This window comes from Stenotrophomonas sp. YJH_SMC_123, assembly GCF_059368215.1.
The window spans coordinates 365,778-382,044 of record NZ_JCAFRM010000001.1 but is presented as its reverse complement, the minus strand read 5'-3'; the positions used below and the strand labels follow the sequence as shown (position 1 = coordinate 382,044).

Sequence of the window (16,267 nt, the reverse complement as noted above, 5' to 3'; positions counted from 1 at the left end):
GCTCGGCCCTGCAGGAACGTGCATAAAAAAACGCGGCGCCAGGCGCCGCGTTTTCCTTGGACCGGTCGGTCGGCCTGATCAGGCCTTGGCGACGGCCTTCTTCGCCACGGCCTTCTTCGCCGGAGCCTTGGCCACGGTCTTCTTGGCAACCGGGGCGGCGGCGCCTACGGCGACCTTGCTCGCGGTGTGCGAACGGGCGTTGCCGTAGCTGGCGTTGTAGCGCTTGCCCTTGGCGGTCTTGCGGTCACCCTTACCCATGTCTTCAACTCCTCAAGTGTGAAATCTGGTTACCCCGTACTGACACGGGTTCGGCGGGGCCGCCTTGCTGGGCGCCCCCGCGCACGATCGGAAATCCTATCACGGCGTGCCTAGTGCGCGCAGCTTGCGTCGTGCACGTGGCCGTGGTTGAGGCGCAGGTTGACCAGGTGGGCAACGCCCACCAGCAGGCCGCCGATGGTCATCACCACCGCATGCGGCACCGCATTGTGGTGCAGCGGGTCGTACAGCACGCCGGCCCACAGCGCGACCAGGCCGGGGATCAGGAAGCCGAGCGCACGCAGCGCACCGTGGCGGCGATAGCCCCAGACCAGGCTGAACAGCCCGAGCAGGGTCACGAACACCACCAGCGCCTGTTCCACGCCATCGCTCAGCCAGAACGACAGGCCCAGCGACGGCGCCGCCGCCAGCAGCACGGGGATCACCGCGCAATGCACTGCGCACAGCATCGAACCAGTGGCACCGAAACGGTCGAGCAGGTGGCGCAGGCGTGAGGACAGGGACATGACTTCCAGCAGGGTCGGCGAATCGTTATGGAATAATATAACATCCCTCTCCGAACCGCACGGTTTTCCCTCCCCTGTCCCCTCGACGGGATTCGTGCGCCCTGCGATTGATACATTGTAACAAAGGACCTGCCCATGCCCGCCCACACCCCTCGGCTCAAGCCGCATTCCCTGGCCCTGGCCCTCGCCGCCCTGTTGCCGTCCGTCGCCTTTGCAGCCGGCCAGGACACCTCCCACCGTGACCGCCACCTGACCGAACTCTCCTCGGTACAGGTCACCGCGTCGCCGCTGCAGGGCGATGCCGAATCCCTGGCGCGCCCGGTGGACGTGCTGGCCGGTGAGCGCCTGGACGAGCAGAAGGCCGGCACCCTGGGCGATACCGTGGCCAAGCTGCCGGGCGTACAGAGCACCTTCTTCGGCCCCGGCGTCGGCCGCCCGATCATCCGCGGCCAGGAAGGCCCGCGCGTTGCCGTGCTGTCCAACGGCATGGGCAACATGGACGCCTCCACGGTCAGCGCCGACCATGCCACCAGCATCGAGCCGTTCCTGGCCGACCAGATCGAAGTGCTGAAGGGTCCGGCCACGCTGCTGTTCGGCAGCGGCGCCATCGGTGGTGCGGTCAATGTGGTGGATGGCCGCATCGCGCGCGAACTGCCGGAGCGCCCGCTCAGCGGCCGCGCCGAGCTGCGCGGCAACTCGGTGAACAATGAGCGCAGCGGCATGTTCCGCCTCGATGGTGTCAGCGGCAACGTCGTGCTGCACGTGGATGGCCTGGTGCGCAATGGCGACGACTACCGCATTCCCGGCTACGCGGTGATCGACAGCCTTGAAGACCACCATGACCACGATCACGATCACGACCATGATCACGATGCAGCCGAGGGCGAAGAACCGCGCCGCGGCCGCCTGGACAACAGTTCGATCCGCACCCGCGCCGGCGGCGTCGGCGCAACGTGGCTGGGCGACGGTGGTTACTTCGGTGTGTCGGCCAGCACCTATCGCACCAACTACGGCATTCCCAATGGCGCGCACGTGCATGCCGATGGTGATGACCACGGCCATGACCACGGTCACGACCACGGCGATGAAGAGGAAGGCGGCGACGAGCATGACGTGCGCATCGACATGGTGCAGAACCGCTTCGAGACCAAGGCCGGCATCTACAACCCGGTCTCGTTCCTGAAGAACATCAACGCACGCGTGGCTTACACCGACTACGAGCACGTGGAGCTGGAGGCCGGCACGCCGTCGACGCGCTTCACCAACCGTGGTATCGAAGCGCGCCTGGAAGCCGTGCAGCAGCAGATCGGCGGCTGGGACGGCGCGTTCGGCCTGCAGTTCGGCAACAGCGATTTCGGCGCCAAGGGCGAAGAGGCGTTCGTACCGGATACCGGCACCAGGAACATCGGCCTGTTCGTGCTGCAGGAAAAGCAGTTCGGCCCGTTCAAGCTGGAACTGGGTGGCCGCCACGACCAGGTCAAGCTGGACCCGACCGGTGACTACCGTCGCCGCACGTTCGGTGCCACCAACCTGTCTGCCGCCGGTATCTGGAAGCTCAACGATGCCGTTGACCTGCGCATCGGCGTGGACAGCTCAGAGCGTGCACCCACCAACGAAGAGCTGTACGCCGCCGGCGCGCACATCGCCACCCGCTCGCTGGAGATCGGCGACGCCAACCTGAAAACCGAGCGCGGCCAGCGCGTCGAACTGGGCATCCATACCCACAGCGATCGCCTGGACTTCTCCGCGTCGGTCTACCAGACGAAGTTCAAGGACTTCATCTACCTCGCCGACACCGGTGTTACCGAAGGCCTGCCGGTCCGCGCCTGGACCCAGCAGGACGCGGTGTTCCGCGGCGCCGAGGCCGAAGCGCTGGTGCACCTGTTCGAGGGTGGCGCCGGTGACTGGGATCTGCGCCTGTTCGGTGACTATGTGAAGGCCAAGCTGGATGGCAGCGGCAGCCGCAACCTCGACATCGCCGTGCCGCACGGCGACCACAACCACAATTACAACGTGGAGCTGGCCAACACCGGCTACCTGCCGCGTATCGCCCCGGCCCGCGTGGGTGCCGACCTGCGCTGGTCGAAGGACGGCTGGCGCGCCTCGGTCGGTGCGGTGCGTTACAGCCGCCAGAAGGACGTTGCCCAGAACGAAGCCCCGAGCGACGGCTACACGCTGGTCGACGCGCACCTGGCCTACCGTTGGGATCGCAACGCGGGCAACAGCTACGAGGTGTTCCTGGATGGCAGCAACCTGACCAACCGCGAAGTGCGCCCGCATACCTCGCTGCTGCGCGACTACTCGCCGCTGCCAGGCCGTGGTGTCGCATTCGGGATCCGCGCGTTCTTCTGATCGCGCACGGCGGGGTCGGATCCCTTTCCGAAGGAAAGGGCTCTGGCCCCACCCCATTCCACGGGGGCCTTCGGGCCCCCGTTTTCATTTCGTCCCACGCCATCACGCATCCGTCACAAAGGTGTGCGTACGACAACAACCGGACAATCCCGTCACTCAAAGTCTCGCCAATCGGACACTTTTGTCCGAAAATAATTCCATGACCGCTCAACGTGCCGATGCTGCTGCCCGCCGTGCCCTCATCCTCGACGCCGCCGATCATGTCTTCGGCCAACATGGCGTCACCGCCCCGCTGGATCTGGTGGTCGAACGCGCCCAGGTGGGCCGCGCCACCCTGTACCGCAACTTCCCCGACCGCACCGCGCTGATCCAGGCGCTGCTGCAGCGCACGGTCGACCGCATCCGGCGCCAGGTCGAACAGCTCGGTGACCGCGATGACGCCCTGTTCGAGGTGTTCGAGGGCATGGCCCAGCGCATCATCGATTCGCCGGCACTGGCCGATTACTGGCGTGCGGTTGATTCGGACGTGCCGTCCATGCGCGCCGCGCGCGAGACCGTGCGCGACCTGCTGGAGGAACCGATCGCGCGCGCCAAGGCCGCCGGGCTGTGCCGTGACGACCTGGAAAAGACGGATATTTCACTGATCTCGGGCATGCTGGGTGCGGCCCTGCGCGGCAAGACCCGCGACGAGCGCGCCCAGTTGGCCGGGCGTGCCCTGCAGCTGCTGCGTGGGGGTCTCCAGGGAGCTGCCAGCGAGGCCCGTTGATGGTCCAGCCGTATCTGAAGCCGGTTCCGGATTGGGAGGAGCATGAGAAGCCGACCATGCCCGGCTCGGCGTCGATGCCCTGGCACCCGCCGTACCGGCGCGCGGCCTATGCGCTGGTATCGTTGCTGGTGGCGATCACCGGCGGCCTCGGCAATGCGCTGGTCACCGCCAACCTGCCGTTCCTGCAGGGCCAGCTGGCGCTCACTCCGACCCAGGGCAGCTGGCTGGTGGCCGCGTATGCGATGGTGAATGTCACCGCCAACCTGCTGGCCTTCAAGTTCCGCCAGCAGTACGGCATCCGCCTGTTCGCCGAGATCGGCCTGGGCCTGTATGCGGCGCTGGCGGTGCTGCACCTGTTCGTCGGCAGCTTCGAGACCACGATGCTGACCCGAGCCGCCAGCGGCTTCGCGGGTGCGGCCTGTTCCACACTGGGCACGCTGTACATGCTGCAGGCGCTGCCGCGCCGATTCACCGGCAATCTCCTGGTGGTCGGTGTCGGCCTGTCGCAGCTGGCGGTGCCGATCGCCTGGATCGTTTCACCAGGCCTGGTCGATACCGGCCAATGGCACCAGCTGTACTCCTTCGAAGCCGGCCTGGCCCTGTGCGCGTTCGCGGCAGTGGTGGTGCTGAAGCTGCCGCCGGGCATCCAGGTAAAGGCGTTCGAGCCATTGGACTTCCTCACTTTCGCCCTGCTCGCGCCGGCGGTCGCGCTGCTGGTGATCGTACTGGCGCAGGGCTACACGCGCTGGTGGCTCAACACCCCATGGCTGGGCTGGGCGCTGGTCGCCTCGATCGTGCTGTCCACCACCGCCTTCATCATCGAACACTACCGGCGCAATCCGCTGCTGCAGATCCGCTGGCTGTCGAAGCTGCCGGTGCTGCACTTCATCGTCGGCGCGTTCCTGATCCGCTTCCTGACCACCGAGCAGTCCTACGGCGTGGTCAACCTGATGCGCACGCTGGGCATGGGGCCTGACCAGATGCGGCCGTTGTTCGTAGTGATCCTGGCCGGGGTGATCGTCGGCATCGCCGGCGCCTCGCTCACCTTCGGACCGAAGCGGCTGATCGCGCAGCTGCTGATGGCGATCCTGCTGCTGGGCGCCGCCGCGTTCTTCGACCAGCACCGCACCAGCCTGGACCGGCCGCACGACTTCTACGCCAGCCAGTTCCTGGCCTCGGTCGGTGCCGGCATGTTCATGGGCCCGCTGATCATGCTCGGCATCTCCGCCGCGTTGAAACAGGGCGTCGACCACATGATCACCTTCCTGGTGACGCTGTCGATCACGCAGACCCTGGGTGGCCTGGCAGGTTCGGCGGTGCTGGGGACCTTCCAGCTGCATCGCGAGCAGCTGTATTCCAGCGCGCTGACCAGCCAGCTCGATCCGGCCGATCCGGTGGTCGCGCAACGGCTGCGCATCCAGCAGCAGCTGTACGCTGCGCAGATCACCGACCCGGTGCTGCGCAGTGCGCAGGGCAGCGCGCAGCTGGCGCAGACCACGCGCCGCGAAGCCAACGTGCGTGGCTTCAATGACGTGTTCACGCTGAGCGGCTGGCTGGCGATCGGCTTCCTGTGCTGGTTGCTGCTGCTGTCGCTGCGCACCGCCGTGCTCAAGCAATGGCGCAAGCGCCACCCCGCCCTTTCCACCGCGTCCACGCCGACCGCGTCCCGTTGAGTCCTCCCATGCCTCCCGTCCCGCCCCGCCCCGACGACACCGACAACGTCACCCCACCGCCGCCGACCGACGCGGCGCCCGCGGCCACGCCGGTAGAACCTGCGGTCGCGCCGAAGTACCTCAAGCCCAGCGCCCGCAGCGTGGTGGTGATGGTGGTAGTGGCCTTGCTGGGCATTGCGCTGATCCTGCGCGCCTGGCACCTGTGGCCGTTCACCAGCAGCGTGATGGTGACCGACAACGCCTATGTACGCGGCCAGATCACGGTGATGGCGCCGCAGGTCAACGGCTATGTGACCGAAGTGCTGGTGAAGGATTTCCAGCATGTGAAGCAGGGCGAGCCGCTGCTGCGCATCGATGACCGCATCTATGCGCAGCGCGTGGCCCAGGCGCAGGCGACGCTGGACAGCGCGCGCGCGGCGCTGGCCAACTCGGACCAGTCACAGGCGCAGAACCGCGCACAGATTGCCTCCGCCCGCGCCACGCTGTCGGCTGGCCAGGCCGAACTGCAGCGTTCGCGCAATGAATTGAAACGCTACGAGGAACTGGCGGCGCAGCAGCTGGTGTCCATCAACGACCGCGACAAGTTCCGCACCACCCAGGCGTCGGCACAGGCCAGCGTGCAGCAGTCGCAGGCGCAGATCCGCATCGCCGAGGAAACGCTGGTGTCGACCCAGGTCGCGCGCAAGAGCCTGGAAGCGCAGGTGGAAAGCGCGCAGGCGCAGCTGGAACTGGCCCGCATCGACCTGGCCAACACGGTGATCCACGCACCACGCGACGGCCAGATCAGCGAAGCCAGCGTACGCGTGGGCCAGTACGTCGCTGCCGGTTCGCAGCTGCTGTTCCTGGTACCTGACACGCTGTGGGTGGTGGCCAACTACAAGGAAGGCCAGACCTGGGGCATGGCGGTCGGCCAACCGGCGACGTTCTCGGTGGACGCGTTCCAGGGCCAGGTGCTGCGGGGCCGCGTGCAGGAGATCGCCCCAGCCACCGGGTCGGAATTCAGCGTGCTGCGCCCGGACAATGCCAGCGGCAACTTCACCAAGGTGGTGCAGCGGCTACCGGTGCGGATATCGATCAACAGGGATCAGAAGCTGGCAAAGCAGCTGCGGCCCGGCATGTCGGTGATCGTGCGGGTGGATACCCGGTCCAAGCCGATGGACTAGGACGCAGGCCCTGCCGCACCGGTATGAAACGGGGTCAGATCCCTTTGCCAGTGGCAAAGGGATCTGACCCCGTTTCCAAAATGCCGGCCAGCGGCCGGCACTACCGTTGCGTTAGCCGGCGCAGCGCGCGCAGAGGCCGTGCACTTCCAGCGTCTGCGCCTGTGGCTGGAAGCCCAGTTCCTTGGCGCGCTTCTCCAGCTGGGTGACGATCTCGCGGTCCTCCAGCTCCACTGCGCTGTGGCAGCTGTTGCAGATCAGGAACGGCACCGAATGCGCGGCACTGCTGGGATGGTGGCAGGCCACGAAGGCATTCACCGATTCCAGCTTGTGCACGAACCCGTTGGCCATCAGGAAGTCCAGCGCGCGGTACACGGTGGGCGGGGCATCGGCGCCCACGCCCTTGCCGTTGCGCACCCATTCCAGCAGCTCGTAGGCCTTGACCGGCTTGCCGGCCTCGGCGATCAGCTTCAGCACGTTGGCGCGGATCGGGGTCAGGCGCAGCCCGCGTTCGCGCGAGACACGCTCGACCACCGCCACGAAATCCGATGCGTCGTGGACGTGGTGGTGCGGGGCGGTACAGGCAGTGGCGGTCTTGGCGGGCATGCGTGTTCTCCGGTTCGGGCCTGGCAAGGATGCCTCAGGCCGTTGCTACCTTGGTGATGGCCGCATCAATGCGTTTCAAGGCCTGCTCGCGGCCGGCCAGGTAAACGGTATGGGAAATGTCAGGACTGACCTGGGTGCCGGTGATGGCCACGCGCAGCGGCTGGGCGACCTTGCCCATGCCGATCTCCAGCGCTGCGGCCGCGTCGTGCAGGGCGACGCCCACCGACTCGGCGGTCCACTCCGGCAACGCTGCCAGCAGCTCGCGGGCCTTGCCCAGCGCTACCTCGGCACCGGCCTTGAGGTGCTTGGCCACCGCCGCTTCGTCGTACGCGGTCAGCGGCTGGTACCAGACCACGGCCTTCTCGGCCATTTCCTTCAGGGTCTGCACGCGTTCACGCAGGGCGATCACCACATCCTCCGGGGCCGGGCCGGCGGCCACGTCCAGGCCCAGCTTCTGCAGCTGGTAGACCAGGTGCGGCACGATGGCGGCCACGTCCTCGGTCTTCAGGAAGTGCTGGTTGACCCAACCCAGCTTGGCCATGTCCAGGCGCGAGGCCTTGGAATTGCAGTCCTTCACGTCGAACAGGTCGATCAGTTCCTGGCGGCTGAACAGCTCCTGGTCACCGTGCGACCAGCCCAGGCGGGCCAGGTAGCTCAGCAGCGCGTCGGGCAGGTAGCCGGCGTCCTTGTACTGCATCACGTCGGCCGCGCCGGTGCGCTTGGACAGCTTGGCGCCCTGCTCGTCCAGGATCATCGGCATGTGGCCGAACTTCGGCACCGGCGCACCAATGCCCTCGTACAGGTTGATCTGGCGCGGGGTGTTGTTGATGTGGTCGTCGCCGCGGATGACCTCGGTGATGCCCATGTCCCAGTCGTCCACCACCACCGCGAAGTTGTAGGTGGGGTAGCCGTCCGGGCGGAAGATGACCATGTCATCCAGCTCGCTGTTGGCGATCTCGATGCGGCCCTTGATCAGGTCGTCGAACACCACCGTACCTTCCAGCGGGTTCTTGAAGCGGATGACGCGGTTTGGGTCGTCCTTGTACGGCAGGCCCAGTTCGCGTGCAGCGCCGTTGTAACGCGGCTTTTCCTGCCTGGCCATGGCGGCCTCGCGCATCGCGTCCAGCTCTTCGCGGGTTTCGTAGGCGTAGTAGGCCTTGCCGTCGGCGATCAGCTGCTCTGCCACTTCCCGGTAGCGGGCGACGCGGTCGGTCTGATAGATCGGGCCTTCGTCGTAGTCCAGGCCCAGCCACTCCATCGCCTCCAGGATGGCGTCGATCGCGCCCTGGGTGCTGCGTTCACGGTCGGTGTCCTCGATGCGCAGCACGAACTCGCCGCCACGGTGGCGGGCCTCCAGCCAGCAGTACAGCGCGGTGCGGGCACCACCGATGTGCAGGTAGCCGGTGGGACTGGGGGCGAAGCGGGTGCGGCAGGTCATGGACGGCTCGAGGAACGGGAATCCCCCGATTTTACCAGCCCGCCGCCCCCGACGGAAAAAGGGGACGGAGGGGATTAAGTCGCGATTGCCCAGCCCGTGGGCACTGCAACCGGGAAACGGAGGGGAGAAACGACTTAATCCCCTCCGTCCCCTTTTACGGTTCCACCTTGCGCGGGAACGGCTGCTCGCGCATCGCGGCGTTGTAGGCGAACGAGGCGACGATGGCTGCGGCCTGCTTCAGGTCTTCCGGTTCGGCGTGGTCCCAGGTGTCCAGGTGGCTGTGGTGGACATTGGTGAAGTAGTCCAGCCGGTCCTGGATGAACTGGAAGCCCGGCAGGCCGATGCGGTCGAAGCTGATGTGGTCGGTGCTGCCGGTGTTGCGGGTCGCCACGGTGGTGGCGCCGACGTCATGGAACGGCGCCAGCCAGGCTTCGAAGATCGGCATCGCCGCCAGGTTTTCCTGGGCGTAGATGCCCCGGAAGCGGCCGGAGCCGTTGTCCATGTTGAAGTAGACCTGGAACTTGCTGTAATCGCGGGTCTTCTGCAGTGCACCGGTCGGCTCGCGCAGCGACGCCGGCAGCGCCTTCTGCGCCGGGTCGGTGGGCTCCGGGAACCGGCCGAAATGCTTGGCCACATAGGCCTGCGAGCCGATCAGGCCCTGCTCCTCGCCGCTCCACAGCGCCACGCGGATGGTGCGCTTGGGCCTGGCGCCGGTGGCCTTGAGGATGCGCATGGCCTCCATCATCACCGCCACGCCTGCGGCGTTGTCGGCCGCGCCGGTGCCGCTGTGCCAGGAATCCAGGTGCGCGCCGATCATCACCACTTCATCAGGCCTGCTGCTGCCGCGGATCTCGGCCAGCGTGTTGTAGCCGGGCTGGTCGGCGTCATCGGTGAAGCGCGCGGCCACATCCACGCGCAGGCGCACGGTCTGCCCGGCCTTCAGCGCGCGCACCAGCGGGTTGAAGTGCTCGCTGATCATCGCCAGCTCGGGGATGCCGACCGGCTCGCCGGCCTTGCGCGAACCACCACCGGCAACGCGGATGATGCCGTTGTCCCAGCTGCTGATGCTGATCGAGGCCAGCGCCCCTTCTTCGACGAAGAACGCATTGACCCTGGTCGCCAGCTGCTGGCGTTCCTGGTACTCCTTGACCCGCTTGGCACGTTCGGCGGTGGCGTCCTGGTCCTTCGGCAGGGTGAACGCCTGCAGGCCTTCCAGCGAGGTCGCGTCATGCCGATGGGAATCCGGCTCGGTGCCGCGCTTGTACTCGCGCGCCTCGCCCAGCAGCAGGATCTTGCCGCGCAGCTTGCCGCGGTACTTCTCGATGTCTTCGGGCTTCTTGATCTCGACCTGCACCAGCTCGCCTTCAACCGGCCCCTTGGTGCCCGGCGTCCAGGCCTTGGGCAGTGCATGCAGCGGCTGCACACGGTCACCCAGCATTTCCACGCTGGCCGAGGTGAACTCCCAGCCACGGCCAAAGTCATCGAACGCTTCGTCGTGGACGTTGTCCAGCTTCCATTCGTTGAACTTGCCGCGGGTCCACGCGTTGGCGCGGCCCATCGCCGGGGAGTTGGTCAGCCGCGGGCCGATGCGTTCGGTGAGATAGCTGAAGGTGTCCATCACCTGCGAACGGTGGAAGGCCTCCTGGCGGATGCGGCTGACCATGTCCAGGTCCACTGATTCGCGCTGCTGCGCCGCTGCATTGCCACCCATTGCCAGCGCTACGGCCAGCACGCCCCACTTCAACACATCGCACCCCTGCCTTCCGGCCTGCTCATCAACCCATCGAGTCTAGCCAGCAGCGGCGCCGCGATACCGTCCCATCGGTCATGGGCGGCGCGGAAGCGTGCGAGCCAGGGTTCGCCCCCACAGAAGAGTGGTTGGGTCGCATCTGCCAAACCACCTCACCCACTCCACCCCAGCCACAGCTGCGCCCGCTCCGGCAGCAGCAGCAACCAGTGCCGCCGGTCGATGCTGCTGCAGCCATACACCGCCGCATGCGCGGGCCAGTCATCGGGCAGGCCACCGATGCCGATTTCCGCAAGTGCTTCCGCCCCGGCCTTCCATGGCCGGTAGCGCGGCACCTTCCCCGCCAGCGCACCGCGTCCCTGCCGCGCGCCCTGCAACCAGGCCAGGCCCTTGCCCTGCAATCCCTCGCAGGTCACCGCGGCCAGCTGGAAGCGGACCACGCCGGGGGCGATCCGTGCCCCCGGCAGGGCCGCCAGCACGCCATGTGCCTGCAGCAGTGCATCCACTTCCAGCAGGGCCGGAATGCCCTGCCGCGCCCGTTGCCGCAATCCCTGGCGCCAGCTCATGGCGTGCTCCTTACTTCAGGTCCGCGCCAAGCGCGTACCAGTCGACCCGGCGGGTCACCCACATCGCCAGCGCCAGGATCACGAACAGCAGCAGCGATCCCATCAGCAGTGCGTTGTTCTCCGACACCAGCAGGCCATACAGCGCGCCGTACAGCACGGTCAGCAGCGCAGCGAAGCCAAGGCCGCGCTTCCAGTGGCCCAGCACGTTGGCCAGGTACACCGCCTGCAGGCCGATGCAGGCCACGGCCGAGACCAGGTAGGCCTTCCAGAACGCGATGTGCTCGGACAGGCTGATCAGCAGCAGGAAGAAGATCGCCAGCGCCAGGCCGACCATCAGGTACTGCAGCGGATGGATGCGCAGCGACTTGATCAGTTCGAACAGGATGAAGCCGACGAAGGTCAGCACCACGAACAGCACGCCGTACTTCGAGGCACGGTCGGCCTGGGTGTAGGTATCGACCGGATCGACCAGCGACACCGTCACGGCCTGCGAATCGATCGAGCCCTCGCTGCGCAGCTGGCGCTGTGCATCGGAGGCCAGCGAGGACACCGCCCAGCGTGCTTCGAAGCCCTGTGCATCGACACGGCGTTCGTTCGGCAGGAAGGCGCCGCTGAACGACGGATGCGGCCAGCTCGAACGCAGCGCGATCCGGGTGTCATCGCCCACCGGCACCACGGACAGCATGCGGCTGCCATCCAGGCGCAGCTCCAGTTCAACGGTGCTGGCGGCCAGCGCGCCGCCCTGATCCGCGGCGAAACCGCTCACCGGCGCATGCAGGCCACGTCCGATTTCGCTGGCCACGCCTACGCCGGGCAGCAACCGCAGCTGCTTGCCGTCCACCCGCAGGTTCGGCGTGCCCACCAGGCCGCGCACATCGGAGACCCCCAGCGCCACATAGGGCTGGCCATAGGTGCGGCCGTTCTTCATCGGATAGTCGTCTTCGGCGAAAGTCGCCTTCAACTGGCCATTCCAGCTGTACACCGGCACCTTGAACAGGCCGACCTCGCGCTGGCTCGGCAGCATCTCGCCGCCCACCTCCAGCGACGCCGGCATCTGCAGCCAGTGGCCCTCGGTCACCTGGATCTCGGTCTTCTTGACGCCCAGCGGGTCAACCAGTTCAACCTGCTTGCGTTCCACCCACGGCACCACCCGTACCGGGCCCACCAGCTGCTGCGTGCCGGCACGGCTGTCGGCCACCCGGGCAAAGGCCTCGTCGCGGTACTGGCTGCGCTCGGTGATGACCCCGCGGATCATCATGAGCGGCACCAGCAGCAACAGGATCAGCCCGCCGACAATGGCGAACCTCAGCAGCATCTTCAGGGATTTCATGGTCCATCCTCGTTGGAGAGGGCTGCAGGATGGACCGCTGCGGTGAGCAGGGTTTGTGGCGAAGTTGAAGCGAGTGTGAAGTCAGCGGCGCGGACGCTGGCCCGGCACTGACAACGGCAGCCACAGGCTGGCCACGGTGCCACCGCCGTCGCGCGCGTCGAGGCTGGCGCGACCATCGTGCAGGCGCGCGACCTCCTGCACGAACGGCAGGCCCAGGCCGGAACTGCGCCGGCCGCTGCCCGGGCGGGCAAGCGAATAGAAGCGTTCGAACACCCGTTCGCGCGCGTAGTCGGGAATGCCGGTACCGCGATCCGCTACCTGCAGGCGCACGCCCTGCCCGTCCACCTCGGCCTGCAGTGCGATGTCCGCGCCGGGCGGTGAGAAGGCAATGGCGTTGTCGATCAGGTTGTGCAACGCCTGCCGCAGCAGATAGCCATCGCCCTGCACGCGCAGGTCGGGCGCGCTGCCGATGCTGACCTGCACGCCGGCCGCCTGCGCACGCACCTGCGCCGCCGCTGCCGCATCGGCCAGCAACGTTGGCAGCGCGATCGGATCGCGGGTCTGCAGCCAGCCGTGCTGTTCCACTTCGGCCAGCGCCAGCAGCTTGTCGATGGTCTCGGTCAGCCGCTCCTGCTGGTCGACGATGCTGCGCGCGAAATGCACGCGGTCGGCCTCGGGCAGCGGCTCCTGCAGCAGCTCGGCGGCACCGCGGATCGCCGCCAGCGGGCTCTTCATTTCATGCGTCAGTGACTGCACGTACTGTTCGACATAGGCCTTGCCCTCCAGCTTGCGGCGCATGGTTTCCAGCGCCTGGCCCAGGTCGCCGATCTCGTCGCGGCGGCGCCGTGGCGGTGGCACCGGTTCGCCGGCGCTGACCGCGCGTGCATAGCGGCTGAGCTGGCCGAGGCCGGTGGTGAGCCACATCGTCACCAGCACGCCGACCAGCGCCGACAGCCCGATCAACCAGGCGCCGCGCTCGATGATGGCGCGCTGGCTGGCGGCGATGAACGGATCGATGCTGCGGTTGGGCTGGGCCAGGCTGAGCACGCCGATCAGGGTGCGCCCATCGGCCGGGTCGTATACCGGCGCCGCCACGTGCATCACCGTATCGCCTTCTTCGCCTGGTATTTCCGGGCTGGAGCGGGCGCCGTACTCGCCACGCAGGGTGCGGTAGACATCGTTCCAGCGCGAATTGTCACGCCCGAGGTCGCGGCCCAGCGAGTCGTAGATGACGATGCCCCTGGCATCGGTGATGGTCACCCGGTAATCCAGCGATCGCTTGGGAAAACGCCAGACCATCGCCTTCAGGTCGCGCTGCCGCGCCTTGGCCAGGTTGCGGGTGAAGCTGCCGCTGCGGATGGTGCCTTCCTTGACGTCGGCGGCGGCCATCTCGGCCAGCACGTTGGCCGCATCGACCAGGGTCGATTCCATCGCCTGGCGCACACCGGGCTTCACCTCGTTGACGAATACGCGCATCACGAAGAACGCGGCGATGCCGGTGATCAGGAAGAAGCCGAGGAACAGCTTCAGTACCAGGCGCATCGGCTAGACCTCCAGCGCGTAGCCAAGGCCACGGTGGGTGCGGATCGGGTCGTCGCTGGCACCAGCCGCACGCAGCTTGGCGCGCAACGTCTTTACATGGGTGTCGACGGTGCGGTCGGCACTGTCGGCGCTGCTGTCCCAGCCCCGGTCCATCAGCTGCGCGCGGCTGAGGATGGCACCGGGGCGCTGCAGCAGCGCTTCCAGCAACGCGTACTCGTATCGGGTCAGGTCCAGCGCATGGCCGCGGAAGCGGATACGCCGGCCTTCGCGGTCGATGGCGAAGGCGCCATGTTCCTGCCAGCCCGCATCTGCGCCGGGGGCTGCCACGACCGGTGCCACGCGACGCAGGCGCGCACGCACCCGCGCCACCAGCTCACGCGGCGAGAACGGCTTGGTCATGTAATCGTCGGCGCCCAGTTCCAGGCCGAGCACGCGGTCCACTTCATCGTTGCGGGCGGTCAGGAAGATCACCGGCAGCTGCGCCGCCGGCCCGGGCTGCGCACGCAGCCGCCGGCAGACCTCGAAACCGCCCAGGTCCGGCAGGCCCACGTCCAGCACCACCACGTCGATATCGCCGGCCTGCAGCCGTTGCAGGGCCTCGCCGCCCAGCAGGCAGTGGCTGGCGGCATAGCCTTCGCTGCGCAGCGCATAGAGCACGGTTTCGGCGATGGCGGCTTCGTCCTCGACCACCAGGACATGGGCAACGGGAGCTGTCATGGCGCGCAGCATAGCCGCTGCGGCCGCCGCCCCGTACACTGCCGCCCATGAACTATCGCCACGCCTTCCACGCCGGCAACCACGCCGATGTGCTCAAGCACATCGTGCAGCTGGCCCTGATCGACAGCTTCAAGCGCAAGGACAGCCCGTTCTTCGTGCTCGACACCCACGGCGGTGCCGGCCGCTACCTGCTGGCCAGCGAAGAGAGCCGCAAGACCCTGGAGGCCGAATCCGGGATCATGCGGCTGATGGCCCAGCCCAGGCTGCCGGAGGTGGTCGAGCGCTACCTGAAGGCGGTGCAGGCCGACAACCCGGTGGGCGCGCTGACCAACTACCCGGGCTCGCCGCTGCTGAGCGCACAGGCGATGCGCGCGCAGGACCGCATGGCGGTCTGCGAGCTGCAGGAAGCCGAAACGGCCACGCTGAAGGCCCTGTTCGCCCATGACAGCCGCGTCGATGTGCGCGCTGGCGATGGCTATGCCCTGCTGCGCTCGCTGCTGCCGCCGAAGTTCAACGGCAGCAAGATCGGCCGTGGCCTGGTGCTGATCGACCCGCCGTACGAGGCCCAGGACGCCGAGTACCAGGCCGTTCTGGCCGCCCTGGCCGAGACCCTGGCGCGCTGGCCACAGGCGACCTGCGCGGTGTGGTTCCCGATCAAGCAGCGCCGCACCATCCTGCACTTCCTGCGCAAGGCCACCGCCCTGCCGGTGAAATCGGCGATGACGATCGAGTTCCTGGTGCGCCCGGACGACTCGCCGCTGCGCCTCAACGGCAGCGGCATGCTGCTGCTCAACCCGCCGTGGCAGTTCGACCGGGTGGTCGGCCCGGCCCTGCCGGCGCTGCGCCAGCACTTGGGCGAACCGGGGGCCAGCACCCGCCTGGATTGGCTCAAAGCCCCCGAATGACGGCCTTCACGAGGCTGTACCGCCGTGAGCCTTTCGTTCACGGAATGCAGCCCCGGTGATGCCACAATCGATGGACCACCAAGGAATCACCCGGTATGGCCACTCGCAACCGCATGCCGCCCTGGCATGAGATCTTCAAGGCTCCCAGCGGCCACGAGCTGCTGATCCGCCCCATCCGCCCGGAAGATGGCGCACCGCTGCAAGCGGCGTTCAGCCTGTTCGGGCCGGAAGAAATCCGTGATCGTTTCCTGCAGGCGGTGACCGAGCTTTCGCCGGAAACCACCCAGCGCCTGACCCACCCGAATCCCAAGACCGAGATCACCCTGGTCGCAGCCGAATCCCTGCCCGCTGGCGAAGCGGTGGTCGGCGCGGTCGCCCGGGCCTCGATCATCCCCGGCACCCGTGAAGCCGAGTACGCGATCCTGATCAGCCGCTTCCTCATTGGCCAGGGCCTGGGCCGGCAGCTGATGCGCAAGCTGGTGAAGTGGGGCCGCGGCAAGTACCTGGACCGCCTGTACGGCGACGTCGCCGCCGAGAACGAGCCGATGAAACAGCTGGCCGCCTCGCTGGGCTTCAAGCCGGTCCCGCACCCGGCCGGTGCCGAAGGCCTGGTGCGGATGGTGCTGGAGCTGGACAACTGACAGATGCGCCGGGCCCCGCCCGGCGACGCCTGCCGGTAGTGC

15 protein-coding genes are annotated in these 16,267 nt (G+C 67.5%); 6 read left to right on the top strand and 9 right to left on the bottom strand.

Annotated elements, in window-relative coordinates; all coding sequences use genetic code 11:
• Nucleotides 1-78 precede the first annotated feature (78 nt).
• Both AC5P5W_RS01760 and AC5P5W_RS01755 read right to left on the bottom strand, forming a co-directional pair.
• On the bottom strand, nucleotides 79-258 hold the full coding sequence (locus AC5P5W_RS01760; RefSeq protein WP_004150462.1) for a 30S ribosomal protein THX: 180 nt from the start codon (nucleotides 256-258) through the stop codon (nucleotides 79-81).
• Nucleotides 259-368: 110 nt separating this feature from the next.
• Entirely contained in the window at nucleotides 369-782 is a 414-nt protein-coding gene (locus AC5P5W_RS01755; protein ID WP_008264835.1) for a MerC domain-containing protein, read from the bottom strand.
• Nucleotides 783-917: 135 nt separating this feature from the next.
• Here AC5P5W_RS01755 and AC5P5W_RS01750 point away from each other — a divergent pair, with 135 nt between their 5' ends.
• The 4 genes from AC5P5W_RS01750 (at nucleotide 918) to AC5P5W_RS01735 (ending at nucleotide 6,736) form a co-directional block, all read left to right on the top strand.
• On the top strand, nucleotides 918-3,134 hold the full coding sequence (locus AC5P5W_RS01750; RefSeq protein ID WP_049441522.1) for a TonB-dependent receptor: 2,217 nt from the start codon (nucleotides 918-920) through the stop codon (nucleotides 3,132-3,134).
• Nucleotides 3,135-3,333: 199 nt separating this feature from the next.
• The gene (locus tag AC5P5W_RS01745; protein WP_014646454.1) at nucleotides 3,334-3,900 is read left to right on the top strand and encodes a TetR/AcrR family transcriptional regulator; all 567 of its coding nucleotides are present in this window, start codon (nucleotides 3,334-3,336) and stop codon (nucleotides 3,898-3,900) included.
• Nucleotides 3,900-5,573: an MFS transporter gene (locus AC5P5W_RS01740; RefSeq protein ID WP_197574152.1), complete on the top strand. Its 1,674-nt coding sequence runs from the start codon at nucleotides 3,900-3,902 to the stop codon at nucleotides 5,571-5,573. Before AC5P5W_RS01745 ends, AC5P5W_RS01740 begins: the two co-directional genes overlap by 1 nt.
• Before the next feature lie 8 nt (nucleotides 5,574-5,581).
• The gene (locus AC5P5W_RS01735; RefSeq protein ID WP_014646452.1) at nucleotides 5,582-6,736 is read left to right on the top strand and encodes an HlyD family secretion protein; all 1,155 of its coding nucleotides are present in this window, start codon (nucleotides 5,582-5,584) and stop codon (nucleotides 6,734-6,736) included.
• A gap of 111 nt (nucleotides 6,737-6,847) precedes the next feature.
• Here AC5P5W_RS01735 and AC5P5W_RS01730 read toward each other — a convergent pair whose 3' ends face one another.
• The 7 genes from AC5P5W_RS01730 to creB all read right to left on the bottom strand — a co-directional run bounded on the left by AC5P5W_RS01730 (nucleotide 6,848) and on the right by creB (nucleotide 14,691).
• Nucleotides 6,848-7,339, bottom strand: coding sequence for a Fur family transcriptional regulator (locus AC5P5W_RS01730; protein WP_004150412.1), 492 nt, complete (start codon nucleotides 7,337-7,339; stop codon nucleotides 6,848-6,850).
• Between the two features lie 34 nt (nucleotides 7,340-7,373).
• On the bottom strand, nucleotides 7,374-8,777 hold the full coding sequence (gene gltX / locus AC5P5W_RS01725; RefSeq protein ID WP_197557007.1) for a glutamate--tRNA ligase: 1,404 nt from the start codon (nucleotides 8,775-8,777) through the stop codon (nucleotides 7,374-7,376).
• Nucleotides 8,778-8,931: 154 nt separating this feature from the next.
• A complete protein-coding gene (locus AC5P5W_RS01720; protein ID WP_014646450.1) occupies nucleotides 8,932-10,524 on the bottom strand; it encodes a M20/M25/M40 family metallo-hydrolase in 1,593 nt (530 codons plus the stop codon).
• Nucleotides 10,525-10,679: 155 nt separating this feature from the next.
• A complete protein-coding gene (locus AC5P5W_RS01715; protein ID WP_100449661.1) occupies nucleotides 10,680-11,090 on the bottom strand; it encodes a hypothetical protein in 411 nt (136 codons plus the stop codon).
• A gap of 10 nt (nucleotides 11,091-11,100) precedes the next feature.
• On the bottom strand, nucleotides 11,101-12,420 hold the full coding sequence (creD, locus tag AC5P5W_RS01710) for a cell envelope integrity protein CreD (protein ID WP_142234440.1): 1,320 nt from the start codon (nucleotides 12,418-12,420) through the stop codon (nucleotides 11,101-11,103).
• Nucleotides 12,421-12,501: 81 nt separating this feature from the next.
• The gene (creC, locus tag AC5P5W_RS01705; RefSeq protein ID WP_142234439.1) at nucleotides 12,502-13,962 is read right to left on the bottom strand and encodes a two-component system sensor histidine kinase CreC; all 1,461 of its coding nucleotides are present in this window, start codon (nucleotides 13,960-13,962) and stop codon (nucleotides 12,502-12,504) included.
• A gap of 3 nt (nucleotides 13,963-13,965) precedes the next feature.
• Entirely contained in the window at nucleotides 13,966-14,691 is a 726-nt protein-coding gene (gene creB / locus AC5P5W_RS01700; RefSeq protein ID WP_080376403.1) for a two-component system response regulator CreB, read from the bottom strand.
• Nucleotides 14,692-14,726: 35 nt separating this feature from the next.
• Between creB and AC5P5W_RS01695 the strand changes: the two genes are divergently transcribed.
• Nucleotides 14,727-15,584: a 23S rRNA (adenine(2030)-N(6))-methyltransferase RlmJ gene (locus AC5P5W_RS01695; RefSeq protein ID WP_014646445.1), complete on the top strand. Its 858-nt coding sequence runs from the start codon at nucleotides 14,727-14,729 to the stop codon at nucleotides 15,582-15,584.
• A 95-nt stretch (nucleotides 15,585-15,679) separates the two neighbouring features.
• On the top strand, nucleotides 15,680-16,225 hold the full coding sequence (locus AC5P5W_RS01690; protein WP_014646444.1) for a GNAT family N-acetyltransferase: 546 nt from the start codon (nucleotides 15,680-15,682) through the stop codon (nucleotides 16,223-16,225).
• Nucleotides 16,226-16,267 lie beyond the last annotated feature (42 nt).